This is a genomic window from Ruegeria sp. CH2, assembly GCF_056537065.1.
In genome coordinates, this window is the sequence record NZ_JBQFQV010000002.1 from 185,576 (window position 1) to 201,771 (window position 16,196).

Annotated in this window: 14 protein-coding genes; 6 read left to right on the top strand and 8 right to left on the bottom strand. The window is 58.4% G+C overall.

The features are described 5' to 3' along the window. The first annotated feature begins 123 nt into the window (after positions 1-123). The 5 genes from ACR0M9_RS05525 to ACR0M9_RS05545 are packed head-to-tail and all read left to right on the top strand — an operon-like array spanning position 124 to position 6,446. Positions 124-1,962 carry an ABC transporter ATP-binding protein gene (locus ACR0M9_RS05525; RefSeq protein WP_480773046.1) on the top strand — a complete coding sequence of 613 codons (1,839 nt, stop codon included), beginning with the start codon at positions 124-126 and terminating at the stop codon, positions 1,960-1,962. Then, a complete protein-coding gene (locus tag ACR0M9_RS05530) occupies positions 1,959-3,791 on the top strand; it encodes an ABC transporter ATP-binding protein (protein WP_480773047.1) in 1,833 nt (610 codons plus the stop codon). The genes ACR0M9_RS05525 and ACR0M9_RS05530 overlap by 4 nt, the downstream gene beginning before the upstream one ends. A gap of 39 nt (positions 3,792-3,830) precedes the next feature. Next, entirely contained in the window at positions 3,831-5,060 is a 1,230-nt protein-coding gene (locus ACR0M9_RS05535) for a class I SAM-dependent RNA methyltransferase (protein ID WP_480773048.1), read from the top strand. A gap of 21 nt (positions 5,061-5,081) precedes the next feature. Next, on the top strand, positions 5,082-5,867 hold the full coding sequence (locus ACR0M9_RS05540) for an ion transporter (protein ID WP_480486945.1): 786 nt from the start codon (positions 5,082-5,084) through the stop codon (positions 5,865-5,867). A gap of 60 nt (positions 5,868-5,927) precedes the next feature. After that, the gene (locus ACR0M9_RS05545) at positions 5,928-6,446 is read left to right on the top strand and encodes a L,D-transpeptidase family protein (protein WP_480486947.1); all 519 of its coding nucleotides are present in this window, start codon (positions 5,928-5,930) and stop codon (positions 6,444-6,446) included. Here the strand turns inward: ACR0M9_RS05545 and ACR0M9_RS05550 are convergent. The 7 genes from ACR0M9_RS05550 to cysQ form a co-directional block, all read right to left on the bottom strand. Continuing rightward, entirely contained in the window at positions 6,430-7,881 is a 1,452-nt protein-coding gene (locus ACR0M9_RS05550; RefSeq protein ID WP_480773049.1) for a nodulation protein NodH, read from the bottom strand. The genes ACR0M9_RS05545 and ACR0M9_RS05550 overlap by 17 nt on opposite strands. 6 nt (positions 7,882-7,887) lie before the next feature. Next, positions 7,888-9,588 (bottom strand): DUF5927 domain-containing protein, encoded by a 1,701-nt coding sequence (locus ACR0M9_RS05555; protein ID WP_480773050.1) that lies wholly within the window; start codon positions 9,586-9,588, stop codon positions 7,888-7,890. After that, complete coding sequence (locus tag ACR0M9_RS05560; protein ID WP_480773051.1) at positions 9,585-10,571, bottom strand: glycosyltransferase family 2 protein; 987 nt, start codon at positions 10,569-10,571, stop codon at positions 9,585-9,587. The genes ACR0M9_RS05555 and ACR0M9_RS05560 overlap by 4 nt, the downstream gene beginning before the upstream one ends. 185 nt (positions 10,572-10,756) lie before the next feature. Beyond that, positions 10,757-11,800 (bottom strand): glycosyltransferase family 2 protein, encoded by a 1,044-nt coding sequence (locus tag ACR0M9_RS05565; RefSeq protein WP_480773052.1) that lies wholly within the window; start codon positions 11,798-11,800, stop codon positions 10,757-10,759. A gap of 7 nt (positions 11,801-11,807) precedes the next feature. After that, entirely contained in the window at positions 11,808-12,791 is a 984-nt protein-coding gene (gene galE / locus ACR0M9_RS05570; RefSeq protein ID WP_480622657.1) for a UDP-glucose 4-epimerase GalE, read from the bottom strand. A 71-nt stretch (positions 12,792-12,862) separates the two neighbouring features. After that, positions 12,863-13,663, bottom strand: coding sequence for a 3-deoxy-manno-octulosonate cytidylyltransferase family protein (locus ACR0M9_RS05575; protein WP_480624808.1), 801 nt, complete (start codon positions 13,661-13,663; stop codon positions 12,863-12,865). Further along, complete coding sequence (gene cysQ, locus ACR0M9_RS05580) at positions 13,663-14,460, bottom strand: 3'(2'),5'-bisphosphate nucleotidase CysQ (RefSeq protein WP_480773053.1); 798 nt, start codon at positions 14,458-14,460, stop codon at positions 13,663-13,665. The genes ACR0M9_RS05575 and cysQ overlap by 1 nt, the downstream gene beginning before the upstream one ends. Before the next feature lie 122 nt (positions 14,461-14,582). Between cysQ and ACR0M9_RS05585 the strand changes: the two genes are divergently transcribed. Next, a complete protein-coding gene (locus tag ACR0M9_RS05585; protein WP_480773054.1) occupies positions 14,583-15,407 on the top strand; it encodes an ABC transporter permease in 825 nt (274 codons plus the stop codon). On the opposite strand, the gene ACR0M9_RS05590 is transcribed toward ACR0M9_RS05585, so the two are convergent. Then, entirely contained in the window at positions 15,404-16,006 is a 603-nt protein-coding gene (locus ACR0M9_RS05590; RefSeq protein ID WP_480554325.1) for an alpha-ketoglutarate-dependent dioxygenase AlkB family protein, read from the bottom strand. The genes ACR0M9_RS05585 and ACR0M9_RS05590 overlap by 4 nt on opposite strands. Between the last annotated feature and the right edge of the window lie 190 nt (positions 16,007-16,196).

Sequence of the window (16,196 nt, forward strand, 5' to 3'; positions counted from 1 at the left end):
GGAATGCGAATGTATTACGGGATCTGGTTCGGCTAAAGCCGGGACACTTGCCCCGTAAAGGGTGGTGTTCAGGCGCCATCTGTCTTCGCACGTCTTTATCTCTGCTCAATCGGAGCACACTCCATGTTTCGCTATTTCGAAAACCTTGTTGACCCTTTTGTCGCCTATCATGAGGCTGACGCGCCGCCGACCCGGCTGTGGCCGTTTCTGCTGGACTATTCGCGCCCGTTCTATCGGGTGTTTGTCTGGGCTGCGCTGATTTCCATTATCGTCGCCGGTGTCGAGATTGGGTTGATCTATTATATGGGTCGTGTCGTTGACCTGTTGGGCGGCACACCAACCGAGGTGTGGCAGAACCACGGGACCGAGCTGCTGTTGATCGCGGCCTTTGTCCTGTTTCTGCGCCCTTTGTTGCATCTGGTCGACGTACTGATCCTGAACAACACGATTCTGCCGAACTTTGGCACTCTGATCCGCTGGCGCGCCCATAAGCACGTTCTGCGTCAGTCGGTTGGCTGGTTCGAGAATGATTTTGCCGGGCGGATTGCCAACCGGATCATGCAGACACCGCCCGCAGCGGGTGAGGTGATCTTTCAGGTCTTTGACGCGATTTCCTTTTCACTGGCTTACCTGATCGGGGCGGCAATCCTGCTTTATGCGGCGGATGCGCGTCTGCTGATCCCGCTGCTGATCTGGTTTGCGTTCTACGCGATGCTGGTGCGCTGGACGGTTCACCGTGTCGGGCCGGCGTCCAAGGCGGCATCCGATGCGCGGTCAACCGTTACGGGCCGCGTCGTGGACAGCTATACAAACATTCATTCCGTCAAGATGTTCGCGCACGGCCCGCAAGAGCTGGACTATGCCCGCGAAGCGATCGAGGAAACCCGCCGGACATTCCAGATCGAGATGCGGATTTTCACCATCATGGATGCGGTTCTGGTCACCCTGAACGGGGTGCTGATCGTGGGTGTCGTGGGCTGGGCAATTGCCTTGTGGATGCAGGGTTCCGCTTCGGTTGGTGTCGTCGCGGCAGCAACCGCACTGACCCTGCGCCTGAACGCCATGACCGGATGGATCATGTGGGCGCTGACCAGCTTCTTCCGCCAACTTGGTATCGTGGCCGAGGGGATGGAGACCATCGCGCAACCCATCGACCTGCTTGACGCGCGCGAAGCCAAACCCCTGCGGTTGACCAGGGGTGAGATCCGGATTCGCGATCTCTCGCACCATTACGGGCGCGAGGCCGGTGGGCTTGACCACATCAACCTGACCATTCAGCCCGGCGAAAAGGTCGGTCTCATCGGGCGGTCGGGTGCCGGGAAATCGACCCTGGTAAAGCTGCTTTTGCGGTTCTATGACATCGAACGCGGTGCCATTCTGATCGATGATCAGAACATTGCGGGTGTCACACAGGACAGCCTTCGCAGCCATATCGGCATGGTCCAGCAAGACAGTGCGCTGCTGCACCGGTCTGTGCGCGACAACATCCTTTACGGCCGCCCGGACGCGACCGAGGCGCAGATGATTGCCGCAGCCAAACAGGCCGAAGCGCATGCGTTCATCCTTGACCTGCAAGACCCGCAGGGGCGCACCGGGTATGACGCGCATGTGGGTGAGCGGGGCGTAAAGTTGTCCGGTGGTCAGCGGCAGCGGGTAACGCTGGCCCGCGTAATCCTGAAGGACGCACCAATCCTTTTGCTGGACGAGGCGACATCGGCGCTGGATTCCGAGGTCGAAGCGTCAATTCAGGAAACGCTCTACGGAATGATGCTGGGCAAGACCGTGATTGCCATCGCGCACCGGCTCAGCACCATTGCGCAAATGGACCGCATTCTGGTGATGGATGGTGGCCGCATTGTCGAAGAGGGCGCGCATTCTGATCTGTTGGCACAAGGCGGCCTTTACGCGCAGTTCTGGGCGCGGCAATCTGGCGGCTTCATGAACCCGGAGGCCGCTGAATGAAGATCGCCGATCTCATCTATCCGTTCAGGACCACTGAAACGCCCCCGCCACAGACATTGGGGGCGTTTATTCGCTGGAGCATTTCGGGCGCCTGGCCCATGCTGTTTGTCGCCGCGTTCTTTTCGGCCCTGGCAGGCGCGATGGAGGCTGGAACAGCGTGGATTCTGGGGCGAGTGATTGATGTTGCAACATCCAGCGGGCCCGAGCATTTCATGACCGCCGGGAATATGTGGATGATCTTTGGGGCGGTGGTGTTTTTCATGTTGCTGCGCCCGATCCTGTTTGGGCTGTCTTCGATTTCCAACAACTATATCGTGATGCCCAACATCACGCCTTTGGTGCTGGCCAAGCTGAACCGCTGGACGCTGGGCCAGTCTGTCACCTATTTCGACGATGATTTCGCCGGGCGCATCGCCCAGAAACAGATGCAAACGTCGAACGCCATGGCCTCGGTCGTGTCCGAAACGATCAGTGCGATAGTGTTTGCCTTGGCGTCGCTGGTGGGCTCTTTGCTTTTGTTAGGGTCTATTCATCCTTTGGTGATGCTGCCTTTTGCGGCCTGGTTAGTGGTCTATTTCCTGCTTGTGCGCTGGTACCTTCCGCGTATTCGCATGCGCTCGGCCGCACGCGCCGGGGCGCGGGCGATGGTTTCGGGGCAGGTGGTTGACACGATCACCAACATCAAAACCGTCAAGCTTTTTGCACACTCGGATTTCGAAGATCAGGCCGCGCGGCATTCAATGGTCGAGCTGCGGAAAAAATCACTGGCGTTCGGCAAGCTGTCGGCCAGTTTCCGGTTCGTCCTGATGGCGCTTGCCGGCATTCTGCCTGTTCTCCTGCTGGGGGCGACGCTGTGGTTATGGCAGTTCGGAATGGCAACCGCAGGTGACATCGTTGCCGCTGGCGCGGTGTCGGTTCGCATTTCGCAGATGACCGGATGGGTCAGCTTCACGTTGATGGGCCTCTATGCCAATGTGGGCGAGATTGAAAACGGGATGAAGACGCTGGCCAAACGGGACAGGGTCGAAGATGCGCGCAGCGCGAAGGATCTTGATGTGACCGAAGGGTCCATCACGTTCGAAGATGTCAGTTTTGCATACGGCCGGGATGTGGGCGGTGTTACGGACCTGACGCTTACCGTGCAACCGGGCGAGAAGCTGGGAATTGTCGGTGCCTCAGGGGCGGGCAAATCAACGCTCGTTTCGCTGCTTCTTCGGCTCTATGACAGGGAAAACGGTGCTATTTGCATCGACGGGCAGGACGTGTCGCAGGTCACGCAGGACAGTTTGCGCCGCCAGATCGGCATGGTCACGCAGGAAACGGCGATGTTCAACCGGTCTGCCCGCGAAAACATCCTCTATGGTCGTCCGGACGCGTCCGAGGCCGAGTTGATCGAAGCGGCAATCAAGGCCGAAGCGCATGACTTTATCCTGAGCCTCAAGGACGGCCAGGGCCGTACCGGCTATGACGCTCATCTGGGCGAGCGTGGCGTAAAGCTCAGCGGTGGCCAAAGGCAACGGATCGCCCTTGCACGCGCCATTCTCAAAGATGCGCCCATTCTGGTTCTGGACGAAGCAACCTCGGCCCTTGATTCCGAGGTCGAGGCGTCGATTCAATCGGCGCTTCATCGGGTGATGCAGGGCAAAACCGTTCTGGCCATCGCCCACAGATTGTCGACACTCAGCGAGATGGACCGGATTATCGTTCTGGATCAGGGGCAAATCGTGGAAACCGGAAGTCACGAGGATCTTTTGGATCAGGGCGGGCTTTATGCCCGGTTCTGGCATCGGCAATCTGGTGGTTTCATTCAGGCGGAAGCTGCCGAATAAGGGTTTTGTTGAACCCAAAGCCCGGCTATCAGGCCCCTCATGACGCAGAAATACACAATCACCCGGCTCGGCCATCAGGGCGACGGCATCGCTGATGGGCCCATTTACGCTCCGCGCACCCTTCCGGGTGAGGTTGTCAGCGGCACCCTTGTTGATCAGGTGCTGACCGATATCCGCGTCGAAGTACCGTCTGATGTCCGGGTGAAAGCCCCGTGCCGCCATTACAAAGCCTGCGGCGGCTGTCAGCTGCAACACGCCTCCGACGCGTTTGTCGCCGACTGGAAGCTGAGCATTGTCCGCAACGCCCTGTCCGCGCAGGGGGTCGAGGCGCCGATGCGTCCGATACACACATCTCCCGAACACTCACGCCGACGCGCCACGATTGCCGTCAGGCGGACCAAGAAAGGTACATTGGCCGGGTTCCATGGACGTGCATCGGATACGATCACCGAAATCCCGGATTGCCTATTGCTTGACCCGGCCCTGATCGCCGCAATTCCCGTGGCCGAGGCGCTGGCGGTTCTGGGCGGCAGCCGCAAGGGCGTCTTGGCCGTCACGCTCACCCTGTCCGAAGGCGGGCTGGATGTGGCCGTCAAGGGCGGCAAGCCCCTGGATGGGCCGCTGGAACTGGCACTCGCGCAGGAAACCGAAAAACATGGTCTGGCGCGGCTCAGCTGGGATGGTGAAGTGATCGCCATGCGCCACGCTCCGGTTCAGCGCTTTGGGGCCGCCGCCGTCACGCCACCACCCGGTGCCTTCCTTCAGGCGACCAAGGACGGAGAACAGGCTCTATTACAGGCCGTTTCCGAGGCAACACGGGGTGCGAAACGAATTGTTGACCTGTTTGCGGGCAGCGGCACATTCTCATTGCCTCTGGCAGAAAAAGCCGAGGTTCACGCGGTCGAAGGTGCCGCGGACATGGTGCAGGCGCTGGATCAGGGCTGGCGCAGGGCGCAAGGTCTGAAACGCGTGACGACCGAGGCCCGCGACCTGTTCCGTCGTCCATTGATGCCGGATGAACTGAAATCGTTTGACGCAGTCGTTCTGGACCCGCCCCGCGCTGGTGCCGAGGCACAGGTGGCCGAGCTGGTACAGGCCAGACGCCCGGTGATTGCCTATGTCTCGTGCAACCCCGTCACCTTCGCGCGCGATGCAAAAATATTGGTTAACGCTGGCTATACCCTTGAATGGGTGCAGGTCGTTGACCAGTTTCGATGGTCGTCACATACGGAACTTGCTGCGCGGTTTACCCTGAACGCCGCATCTTGATCAGACAGGAGAAAGCGACCCATGGGTTTCAGACAGCGTCTGCTGAACATCATCGAAGCGCCTGCATTCGGGCAATTCATAACGGCTGTCATCATCTTTAACGCAGTGCTTTTGGGGATGGAGACGTCGCCGACCCTGATGGAAGCCGCCGGGCCGCTGATCGTGATGCTGGACAAGCTGTGCCTTGCGATCTTTGTGGCGGAAATCGCCATGAAGCTGACCGCGACCGGACGCAGGTTTTTCACAAACGGCTGGAACAATTTCGATTTCCTGATCGTCGGCATTGCGCTTGTTCCCAGCGCCGGAGGTCTTTCCGTTCTGCGAGCCCTGCGAATCCTGCGGGTATTGCGCGTGATTTCCGTTGCGCCAAGACTGCGCCGGGTGGTTGAAGGGTTCATCTCGGCCCTACCGGGAATGGCCAGTGTTTTCCTGCTGATGGCAATTCTGTTCTATATCGGTGCCGTGATCTCGACCAAGCTGTTCTCGGCAACCTTCCCGGATTGGTTCGGCGATCTTGGCCTGTCGGCCTATACACTGTTTCAGATCATGACGCTTGAAAGCTGGTCGATGGGGATCGTCCGCCCGGTGATGGAGGTTTATCCCTATGCCTGGCTGTTCTTCGTCCCCTTCATTATGGTCACAACCTTTGCGGTGGTGAACCTATTGGTGGGTCTGATCGTAAATTCCATGCAGGACGCGCACCATGCAGAGGATGAGGTCAAAACTGATGCGTATCGTGATGAGGTTCTGGAACGCTTGGAGAGCATCGAGCGGCATCTGACCGAAAACTTGAACATCAAAAAGTGATTTCAGTTTTCGCGTTTTTTGGCATAATAAGCCCCAAAAAAACAAAGCAGGCAGTGAAACATGGATCGTCGAGCATTCGGATTGGGGGCGGTAGCAACGCTGGGCCTATCGGCTTGTGCATCAGCCCGACCAAATTTTCTGACTTATGATGGGCCCGAGGTCACCTCGCTGGTGGTCAACAAGGGCGCGCGCAAACTTTATTTGTTGCACCACGAAAAAGTCCTCAAGGAATATGATGTGGATCTGGGATTTGCGCCGCAGGGCACAAAAACCAAACGCGGAGACGGCCGCACGCCCGAAGGAAGTTACCTGATCGATCGGCACAACCCCAACAGCCGGTATCACCTGTCTATCGGGATATCGTATCCCAACTCTCAGGACATCGCCAAGGCTAAGGCTGCGGGAGTTGATCCCGGTGGGGACATCTTCATTCACGGGCAGCCAAATCTACGATCCGAGTTCAAACGCGCCAAGAAAACTCCGGATTGGACCGCGGGATGCATCGCGGTCAAGAATGACGAGATCGAAGAAATCTATGCGATGGTCAACCGAGGGACGCTGATCACCCTGCGCCCTTAGGGGGCACAGGCGCCCACGCTGCAATCCCGAATGTTTCATAGTCGTGCTGGTAGACCTCGGATGCCAGCACTTCAAGCTGTTCGTCATAGATCTGATCCAGCGTAAACGGAACATCTTGCGCGCACGGGCCGGGAACCGGCGGATTGGGGTGGCCTGTTGAGCGGGCCAGATCCGGCAGAGCCGTGGTCAGCTCTTCTTCCCGCAGAATCAGGTCCGGCATCAAAAAGCTGGCAATACCATCCAGCGTGCGGGACTGGCTGCACCACGTCCCGTCAACGCGGATCGGCGTCTGACCGTTGAGGTTCATGCGCAGGAACCCGAGGAACGCCAGAAACGCATCCCGATGCTGTTCGACCGAGTAATTGGTGTCGCGCACCTGCCCGGGGATCGGCAGGTCAAGGCGGTTGCGCAGGTAATTGCGAACCATCTTGTAACTGCCCGGCCCGGTATCCAGAATGTACTGACAAAACGCCGAATGCGCCCGTGCCAGTGGGTGGCGCAACACGGTGAACTTTCGGTGTCCGGGGTGGTCTTGCATCCAGGCGCGGATTTCCTTGCGGTTCCGGTTTGTGACCAGATCGTCCGCAGAACAGCCATCCAGCTCGGCCATCCATTGCGCGATAACAGGCTCTATTCCGCCGCGAATGGGCAAATACATCAAATTTGATCTGGCTGCGGCGATATATTGCGGTACCGCCGCCCCTCGGTTTGGCTCGAAACGGGTGGGCTGGTGCAATCCGAACCTGTCCAACCTGGACAGGGCGTCTTGCATCTCATCGGGGTTGGTGACCTTCGATACGGCAGGTGCCGGGTTTTGCGGTTTCAGAGTGTCGTCCAGCTTGCTCAGCCGCGCCTCAACCCCCAGCCATGCGGCCAGACCGTTCAGAACGTCCAACTCGGCCAGGTCGTCATAGGTGATGAAAAAGGCAGTCTGACCGGTTTTCTGTAAATGCCGCTGCAACATGTGTTGGTGGCCGTGGACCTGATCGAGATACTCAGAAAACTCAAGCCCGTCGAACGCAACCTGGGCATCGACGCGGCGCTTCACGTTCTTCAGCAGCCATTGCTGCGTGGCGCGTGCGATTTTCAGGGACAGAAAACTGTCCAGCGGATTGCGTGTGAGAATGATCTTGGCACAGCGTGGATCGTTCAGCACTGGCTTCAGAATGCGTGGGTCATGGTCCTGGAAATACCGAAAACCGTTCAAGTCGCCCGGTGCCGACCTGATTGCCTTCAACAGCCGCATCGGATCTGCGTCGCGGTCTTCCAGCGACAGACCCAGAAGGGTATCGGACTTCAGGTTGCCGGCAAAATGCGGGTTGAAGGCTTCGCCATGGCAGGAAACCCCTTCCAGCGCGTTCAGATTGGCCTCAAGAAGGTTCGACCCTGTGCGCATGGCAGCCAGAACAACGAAGTAATCAAAATTGGCTGGCATGGGTAATTACTGCACCAGATAGGGTTTGCGATAGGGTTTCGTCTGACGGCCGAACACATCGTCCGAAGGAAAATCGCCCATCAGGTAAGGGTGCATACCCTGGTTCTTGAGGTTTTGCAGGAACTTCCCGAAGCCGGACAGATCGACCATTGTGGGCGCTTCTGTCAGGTGGCTGGACTGATGCGCGCCAATCTCGTCCAGGATTGTCTGCAGGGGCTCCATCGGTGCTTCAAGGAAATCGGCCAGCGACCAGCTGCGCATCCGCGCCTTGGTCCAGACCGAGGTCAAAACCTCAAGCTGTTTGGTTTCGATCTGTTGCAGACGCGCGGCCTCGCTCCGGATGTCCGAGAAGTTCAGGTTCGACCGGAACAGCGGAATTGCCCAGGCCCCTGTGATGACCGAGATTTGCGCATTCTTGTCCCGCGCTAGAAACCAGTTGATGTCCTGCGTGTCGCGGGGGCTGAACTGGAAACACTGGCGTTCGCCGCGTGTGTTCCAGATCAGGTTCGACAGAAAGGCCGTTGGATTGTAGTCCCGCAGCAAAGCACAATCGCTGAGCGCACCGTTTGTGATGGTTTCACCCTTTGCAAATTCCGCACGCTCGGGTCCGAACAGGTGCCCGTGCACGCGTGTGCCAGTGGCCGCGGCCAGCCAATCTTCGAAGTCTTCAAACAGTTCGGAAAAGCCCTGAAATACGGAATAGGGTGACGAGGTAAGGCCGTTTTCACTGCCGTGCCGGGGAAACCGGCTTTGCATGTACAGCCCGTCACGCCCCCGCGTCCGCCGCTCGACCGCCTTGGAAAACACCCGGTCAATCTTGCCGGGATTGGGTTCGGCCGGTTTCATCGCACTTGCCTGATCGGTCAGAAACGCCTGATACAGCCGTTCCGCACGGGGCCAGATCTTGCGGGCAACAAAACAGTCTGACCGCCGCAGCAATTGCAGATGATCGTCGTAGAAGATGTGCGGGCGGCCCTGATAGTCGAACTTGGACAGGGTCAGGGATCGGCTCTCGATATGTGTGGAATACAGCCGCGCCAATGTCTGGAAATAGCTTTCATCCGGAATCCACACATGGCGGAAGTAGCTGTCATATTGTTTGCGCTTGGGGTCCTGCAAAATGGCAGACAGTGTTTGACGGGTCAGGCACCACCACTGGCTGCCCATATGCGGAACCAAACCGTCGGGGATTTTCCGACGAAACCCGACCGCGCGCTGAAGCTTTACATATGCGTCGAACAATCCGCGCTGTTTTCGCCAGGAAAACGGGAACCGCAGCGTAAACCGTTCATGATCCAACCCGCCGATTGTCCAGCTGACATCAGACGTTGTCGCGCTTTCGATGAAATCGACACGGGGCCGGTCGGCCAGATAATCGATCAACTCCTGAACCGGGCGCAGCGGCAGGCAGGCCCCCGACGACAGGAAGACGTGGCGCGTTTCCGGAAATTGCTCCAGCATCAGTTCGGACGCGCTTTGTGAGGCGGCAACGATGCCCCACCCGCCCCAGTCGCATTGATGCCGGTCAGAAAATGCGATCCGGGGGTTGTCGGAACAGGACGCGACGCATCGCGCAAATTCTTCACCGGGCACCTTGCGATCCACATGGATCACAACCGGGCATCCGGCAGCGGTCCAATGACGCGCGACCTGTTCGGCCCGGTCCAGCGAGGTATGAACCAGCATGACGATGCCCAGACCGCTCATGCCCAGTTTCCTTTTGACATCAGGCCCAGAATCTCAAGCTGCCGCCAGTTGATATAGGCCTCGGACCACTCGCACCAGAATATGGGTTTGTCTTCAAGCTGTTTGGCATAGACCTCGTATTCACCCGAACCGCCATAGTGCTGGCCGCGTTTTAATTCTTCGCGCGCCTTGTCGCCAAGGGTGTCGATCAGCTTGGCATGAAGCAACGAGCCGCTGGCCTTTTCCCCACCCCATTCGTCGTACACCTGATTCAGCCCGCGCGGCAAAAGCGAGTGGGTCGAGCTGACATAGACATACCGCCGATCCCATTTGACCAGCGGGATCTTGTTCAGTGCCGGGGCTTTGGATGGCTTGTCGCGAAAGAACACACGCGCCCGCGCACCCCCCTGAATCCACAGGTTCTTGTAATCCGGGTTCTTGGTGATCGTGTAATTCCCCGGATCGAACCACCGCGCAATCTCAAAGGGATCCTGCCCCTCGCGATAGGTTTCGGCATCCACGGGTCCTTCGGGGTACATGTCGATCAGCATGGTGCCGAAGCTGCGTACGGCACTTCCGTCCAGCCAGTCTGTCAAGGCGCGGATCGGGCGGGTGTCGCAGAAGGGGTAGATGAAAAACTCATCCGGGTCGACGCTCAGAACCCAATGTCCATGCGCGTATTTGCGCAGAATGTAATTTGACCAGTCCAGACCATAGCTGGCACGTTTGTAGCTGGTAGTCGTCCGCCAGACCGATACATCGGACTGCTGTTTCAGGAATTCAAAACTGCCGTCATCGCTGTCATTGTCGATGAACAGAAAATGGTCGATACCCAGTTTGCGGTAATATTCCAGAAAATAGGGCAGCCGAATTTTCTCGTTTCGCACAACGCTCATCAACAGGATATCGTCGCGGCGGATGGCAGACGTGTTGTTGCTGGCGGGCTTAAGTTCGCGCCGACGTCTGAGGCAGCGCAGAATACGGCGCTTGCGCCGCAATCTCATCTTGTATGAATCAAACAGGCTCACGCGACTGCCCAACCTTTATTATGACGCGAGCTTTCCCCGAACCCGCCGCGACCGCTGGTGCGACAGGACATTGTCGGTTTATGCCACTTCTACCTCTTCTGAGGCAACTTTTTTAAACCCCGGAAGTGGTAAAGGTGCCGTTGATCCCTTTGGATTTGTTTTCAACACCAGCCGCCGTCACGCATCAGCCCCAGCTCCAGCAACTGCGACCAGCCGGCATAGCGCACCGATTGCGGGGTCCACATGTCTGGTTGATTGAGTATCTGATCGTAATACGCGCCGAACTGGTTCGGGTCATGAAAATGCTGGCGGCGCAGCTTTTCAGTTTTGGATTTTTCAATAATGTCCGGCAGAAATTTCGTGTGCAGCAGAACGCCGGACGGGGTGTCGCCGGCTGGCCCGTCATACACTGCGTTCAGGCGGCGGGGCAGGGCGGAATGGCACGAGTTTACATAGGCATATCGCCGCGACCAGCGCATCAGCGGGATCTTGTTCAGCGTCGGGGATCGCTGCTGTGTCTGGGCAAAAAACACCCGCTCGCGTGCGCCGCCCTGAACCCACAGGTTTCCCATCGGGCTTTGCCGCTGCGCGCGATACGGTCCTGCGTCAAACCAGTTCAGCACCTCGATCGGGTCCGTTTCCGGGTCATAGGTTTGTCTGCCCAACGGCCCTTTTGGATACAGATCCAGCATCAATGCGCCAAACCCGGCCCGCCCCTGCCGGTCCAGCCATTCTGTGAGCTCATGCAGGGAATGGCGGTCGTGCCGGGCATAAACCAGCAACTCATCCGCGTCGACCATCAGGCACCAGTGGCCATGGCCGTAACGCATCTGTAGCCAGCTGAGCCAGTCCAGCCCAAAGCGTGATCCGCGATAGCTGGACCGGGTCTGCCAAAGGGAAACATCCGGTTGATCCTGCAGAAATTCAGCCGATCCGTCATCGCTGCCGTTGTCGACGATCAGAAAATGGTTCACGCCCAGCTGGCGATAGTGACGGAAGAACCACGGCAGGCGGGTAATCTCATTGCGCAAGGTGGTAAAGGCCAGCACGTCGCCGCCCCGTATTCTGCTTGTCTGATCTTTCAGGCAGGTCAGTTGATGTCGGCTGCGCATCGAGCGCCAAAGAAGGCGTCGCCGTTTCCAGCGCAACCGGTATTCCTGTTGCCAACCGATATCAGGAAGTGTCTGAACCGTATTGGACGTCACCGGGGCCTCATTTCTCGTAGTGGCCGTTCTGATGCCAGCGCCAGGCATCCGCAATCATCGTCTCTAACGTTGACCTTTTCGGCTTCCATCCCAGTTCGGTTTGGGCGCGGACAGAGCCGGACACCAGCTTGGTGCAATCGCCCGCCCGTCGGGTACCGACCGAATACGGTACCGGACGGTTGGTAACGGATTTGGAATGCTCGATCACCTCAAGCACGGAAAACCCCGAGCCGGTGCCCAGATTGAAAACACGGCTTTCTTTTCCCTGTTCCAGCCAGCCCAGCCCCAGAACATGTGCGTCGACCAGATCACAGACATGGACATAATCGCGGATACATGTGCCGTCCGGCGTATCGTAATCGGTGCCAAAAACGGTCAAACCCTCGCGCTTGCCATCAATCGCATCCAGCATCAGGGGGATCAGGTGAGTTTCAGGCCGGTGAAATTCGCCCACTTCGCCTTCGGGATCGGCACCAGCAACGTTGAAATACCGGAAAATGACATGGCGCAGCCCATGGGCCGCTTCGAAATCCCTCAGGATGTCCTCGATCGCGCGCTTCGATGCACCATAGGCATTCAGCGGGTGTTGGGCGGTGGCCTCGTCCAGCACCACATTGTCATGTTCGCCATAGGTGGCGCATGTGGACGAGAACACGAAATCCAGACAGCCCGCCGCAACCGCAGCCTCGACCAGCGTCAGCGATCCGGTCACATTGTTCGACCAGTACAAACCGGGCTGCTGCATCGCGTCGCCCACTTGGCTGAGCGCCGCAAAATGCATCACCGCAACCGGCTTGTGTTTGGCAAATACCTCGTCCAGGCGTGCCCGGTCCAACAGGTCGCCCTGTTCAAACGGCCCGTATTTCACCGCATCCTGCCAGCCGGTGACCAGATTGTCATAGGTCACGGGAACATAGCCCGCCTGCGCAAGCGCCTTGCAGGCATGCGACCCGATATATCCGGCACCACCGGTCACGAGGATTGGTTTCATGAAGCGTCCTTTGGAACCAGATTGCCTGTCATCGAGATATGGGAACCGCGGGGCGTCATGGGCAAAACCGGCTACTCCAGCCCCATCGCAGCCATCATCTCTTCGATCTTGGGCACGTCCTGCGGGTTGTTCAGCTCCCAGAACTGACGGCTCTTGGCGTCAACCTCGACGCACAGAACCTTGCGGCCATTTTCCATGAACCTGAGTTGTTCAAGACCTTCCAGCTTTTCCAGAGGGCCTGTTGGCCAGCCCGGATAGGCCGCCAACGCATCGGGCCGATAGGCATAGACGCCGACATGGTGAAACACCGGCGTGGGTTCATCCCCGCCATAGGTTTCTGAGGTGAAAGGCACGACCTCTTTCGAGAAATACATCGCGCTGTTGTCGCGCCCGAACACGGCGGTTGTTCCGCCAACGCGGCCATGTTTGCGGTCGTTCAGCAGGCTGTTCAAAGCATCCCCGTCGCAACGCAGGACCGGTGTGGCCACGCCAGCATCGGGTGCCGCGCGCAGCCCCGTGATCAGGTCCTCGACAAACCAATGCGGTGTCAGGGGTGCATCGCCCTGAAGGTTGACCACGATGTCATATCCGCTGCCCAGAACCTTGTGCGTCTCGGCGCAGCGTTCGGTGCCGTTCTGGCAATTTTCCGAGGTCATCACCACCTCGGCGCCAAAGCCTTCGGACAGCTCGCGGATGCGGTCGTCATCGGTTGCGACCACAACCCTGTCCACGCCCGCGACAGAAGTGGCCGCCCGCCAGGACCGTTCGATCAGTGTCATCGAAACGCCGGTCGCGCCGGTCAGCGGCACCAATGGCTTGCCCGGATAGCGGGTCGAGGCATAGCGGGCGGGGATGGCGATCAGAACTGACATCAGGCCTCCTTCAGCTTAACACCCGGAGCGTACGCGATAAAAAACGGGTTCGCATAGCCCTCTTTGCCATAGAGAAGCGGCGCGTGATCGTCAAACCGCACAACCCGGCCTCCAGCCCCGGCCAGTACCGCGTGCCCTGCCGCCGTGTCCCACTCCATCGTGCGCCCGACCCGCGGATAAAGATCCGCCTCGCCCGTCGCAACCAGACAGAACTTGAGAGACGATCCCGCGCTTTTGCTGTCCCTGACCTGATATTTGTTGATGTAATCCTCGGTGGCCTGATCCCGGTGCGACTTTGACGCCACGACCAAAAGCGCGGAATTGTCTGGGTTAGAGACTGATATTGGGGTCAGGGTGCCGGGTGCATCCTTGTCAAACGCGCCCGTTTCCTCGACCGCCTGACCATCGGGCTGCGTATAGAACATGCGACCCCGCGCCGGGGCATAGACCACGCCCCGTGTCGGCGTTCCGTTCTCGACAAGTGCGATGTTGACGGTGAAATCGCCACGGCGGTTGATGAATTCCTTGGTGCCATCCAGCGGATCGACAATCAAAAAGGTGTCCCCCTTTTCGGAATGCGAGGCGGCCTGTTCTTCGGTGATCAGCAGGATGTCGGGGAAGGCCTGACGCAACCCGGCTGAAATCAGCGCATCGGCTGCCTCATCCGCTTCGGTCACAGGGCTGGAGTCTGATTTGACTTTGACGTCGAAATCGTCTGCCTCATAGATTTCCATGATCCTGTCGCCTGCCTCAAGGGCCAGACGCCGGATGACGGGAATAAGCGCGTCGTAGGTCACAAAAATGCTCCGTTCCTGTGGTTTGTTGATCCAAACTCGTGACCGACTTATGATGCGACGGTTACCGAACGGCAAGATATTCATGCCAGGTTAGGGACGACGAGGCAGGAAAGACCCTTTAAGTGTTCTATTACAAGCGCAATCAAACGCTGCTGGGCGGTGCACTGACGACTGCGGAACTGGTGTTTCATGCGGTGGTGCGGAACGTGCGCGCGCAGCATCCGAATGCGGTGATCGCGATCCTGCTCAACGTTGTGCAATTGCTGGTGATGATGGTCACGTTCTATCTGCTGATGTCGCTGATGGGCCGGGGCGGGGTCGCCAGGATCAGGGGCGAATTTCTGCTGTATGTCCTGTCGGGCGTGTTCCCGTTCATGTTGCACATACAATCGATCGGCGCGATTTCCGGGGTTGGATCCTCCAATAACCCAATGATGCTGCATTCGCCGATGAACGTGATGGTCACGATTCTCGCGGCGGCCTTCAGCACTTTCTATAAGTTCCTGCTGGCCATGTTCATCATCCTGTTCGTCTACAGCGTCGCGGTTGCTCCGCTTGAGGTGCAGAACCCCGGCGGCGCCTTCGCAATGCTGGTGTTGGCCTGGTTTACCGGCTGCGCGGTGGGGCTTGTGTTCATGGCGTTGAAACCGTGGGCCCCGGCGACCGTTTCGATGCTAACCAATATATATCGCCGTCTGAACATGGTGTTTTCCGGCAAGATGTTCATTGCGAACGCATTGGGTGGCGGGCTGTTGATGATGTTTGCCTGGAACCCGCTGTTTCACATCATCGACCAGACCCGCGGGTTCGTGTTCCGCAACTATTATCCAAGAAACACCAGCTGGGAATACGCGGCCTGGGTTGGAATCGCCCTGTTGATGATCGGTCTTATGGGTGAATTCTTTACCCGTCAGCACGTCTCGAAAAGCTGGAATGCGCGCCGCTAGCGCGCGACCCGCAGCGTAAGGTTTATGCGCCCGCCTTTGGGCAACAGGCGCGAGGATCCGAACCTGATCCGATCCACACCATGATAGGCAAGCCGCGCCGGACCGCCCATGACAACAACATCCCCCGAGCTCAGCCAGATCGACTCGGTCTTGCCGCCGCGCGTCGTGCTGCCAATCCGAAACAAGGCATCGTCGCCCAGCGAAACCGACAGGACGGGCCATGAAAAATCTGCCTCGTCCTTGTCCTGGTGCAGGCCCATTTTTGCGCCTTCCCCGTAGTAGTTGATCAAACAGCAATCGGGCGCTCGCTCGGTGCTGACCAGATCGCGCCAGATATCCAGAATGGCGGCGGGGATTTCCGGCCAGTCACCACCTTTGGGGTGCTGATCCTGATACCGGTACCCCGCCTTGTCGGTCACCCAACCCAGATCGCCTGCCGAGGTCATCCGAACCGACATCTCCTTGCCCGAAGGAGTAACCGGTCGGAACAGGGGCGCGGCTTTCAGAATCGGGCGCAAATCCGCGATCACCCGCGACTGGGCCGCAGGATCAAGATAACCTTTCCTGATATCGAACCCCCGCAAAACCAATCGCGCCATTCCGGAAACCCCAATCCTTTCCAATTCCTTGCCAAAAAAGGCATCAGAATCCCTAAAACCTGCGTTCTACGGTGCTTGCAGGCCTCTGGTCTCGCCCTTATATACGCCGGGACGCGCGATGGTAGTGCTGTCGCGCACATCAGATCGGGGGCGGGATGCCGAAACGGGTCCTGTCGTCGAGACATCGCCT

Bases quoted from the DNA above. Each gene is read 5' to 3' on its own strand.
- ACR0M9_RS05525 (WP_480773046.1), top strand. From the start codon at position 124: ATGTTTCGCTATTTCGAAAACCTTGTTGACCCTTTTGTCGCCTATCAT.
- ACR0M9_RS05530 (WP_480773047.1), top strand. From the start codon at position 1,959: ATGAAGATCGCCGATCTCATCTATCCGTTCAGGACCACTGAAACGCCC.
- ACR0M9_RS05535 (WP_480773048.1), top strand. From the start codon at position 3,831: ATGACGCAGAAATACACAATCACCCGGCTCGGCCATCAGGGCGACGGC.
- ACR0M9_RS05540 (WP_480486945.1), top strand. From the start codon at position 5,082: ATGGGTTTCAGACAGCGTCTGCTGAACATCATCGAAGCGCCTGCATTC.
- ACR0M9_RS05545 (WP_480486947.1), top strand. From the start codon at position 5,928: ATGGATCGTCGAGCATTCGGATTGGGGGCGGTAGCAACGCTGGGCCTA.
- ACR0M9_RS05550 (WP_480773049.1), bottom strand. From the start codon at position 7,881: ATGCCAGCCAATTTTGATTACTTCGTTGTTCTGGCTGCCATGCGCACA.
- ACR0M9_RS05555 (WP_480773050.1), bottom strand. From the start codon at position 9,588: ATGAGCGGTCTGGGCATCGTCATGCTGGTTCATACCTCGCTGGACCGG.
- ACR0M9_RS05560 (WP_480773051.1), bottom strand. From the start codon at position 10,571: ATGAGATTGCGGCGCAAGCGCCGTATTCTGCGCTGCCTCAGACGTCGG.
- galE (WP_480622657.1), bottom strand. From the start codon at position 12,791: ATGAAACCAATCCTCGTGACCGGTGGTGCCGGATATATCGGGTCGCAT.
- ACR0M9_RS05575 (WP_480624808.1), bottom strand. From the start codon at position 13,663: ATGTCAGTTCTGATCGCCATCCCCGCCCGCTATGCCTCGACCCGCTAT.
- ACR0M9_RS05590 (WP_480554325.1), bottom strand. From the start codon at position 16,006: ATGGCGCGATTGGTTTTGCGGGGGTTCGATATCAGGAAAGGTTATCTT.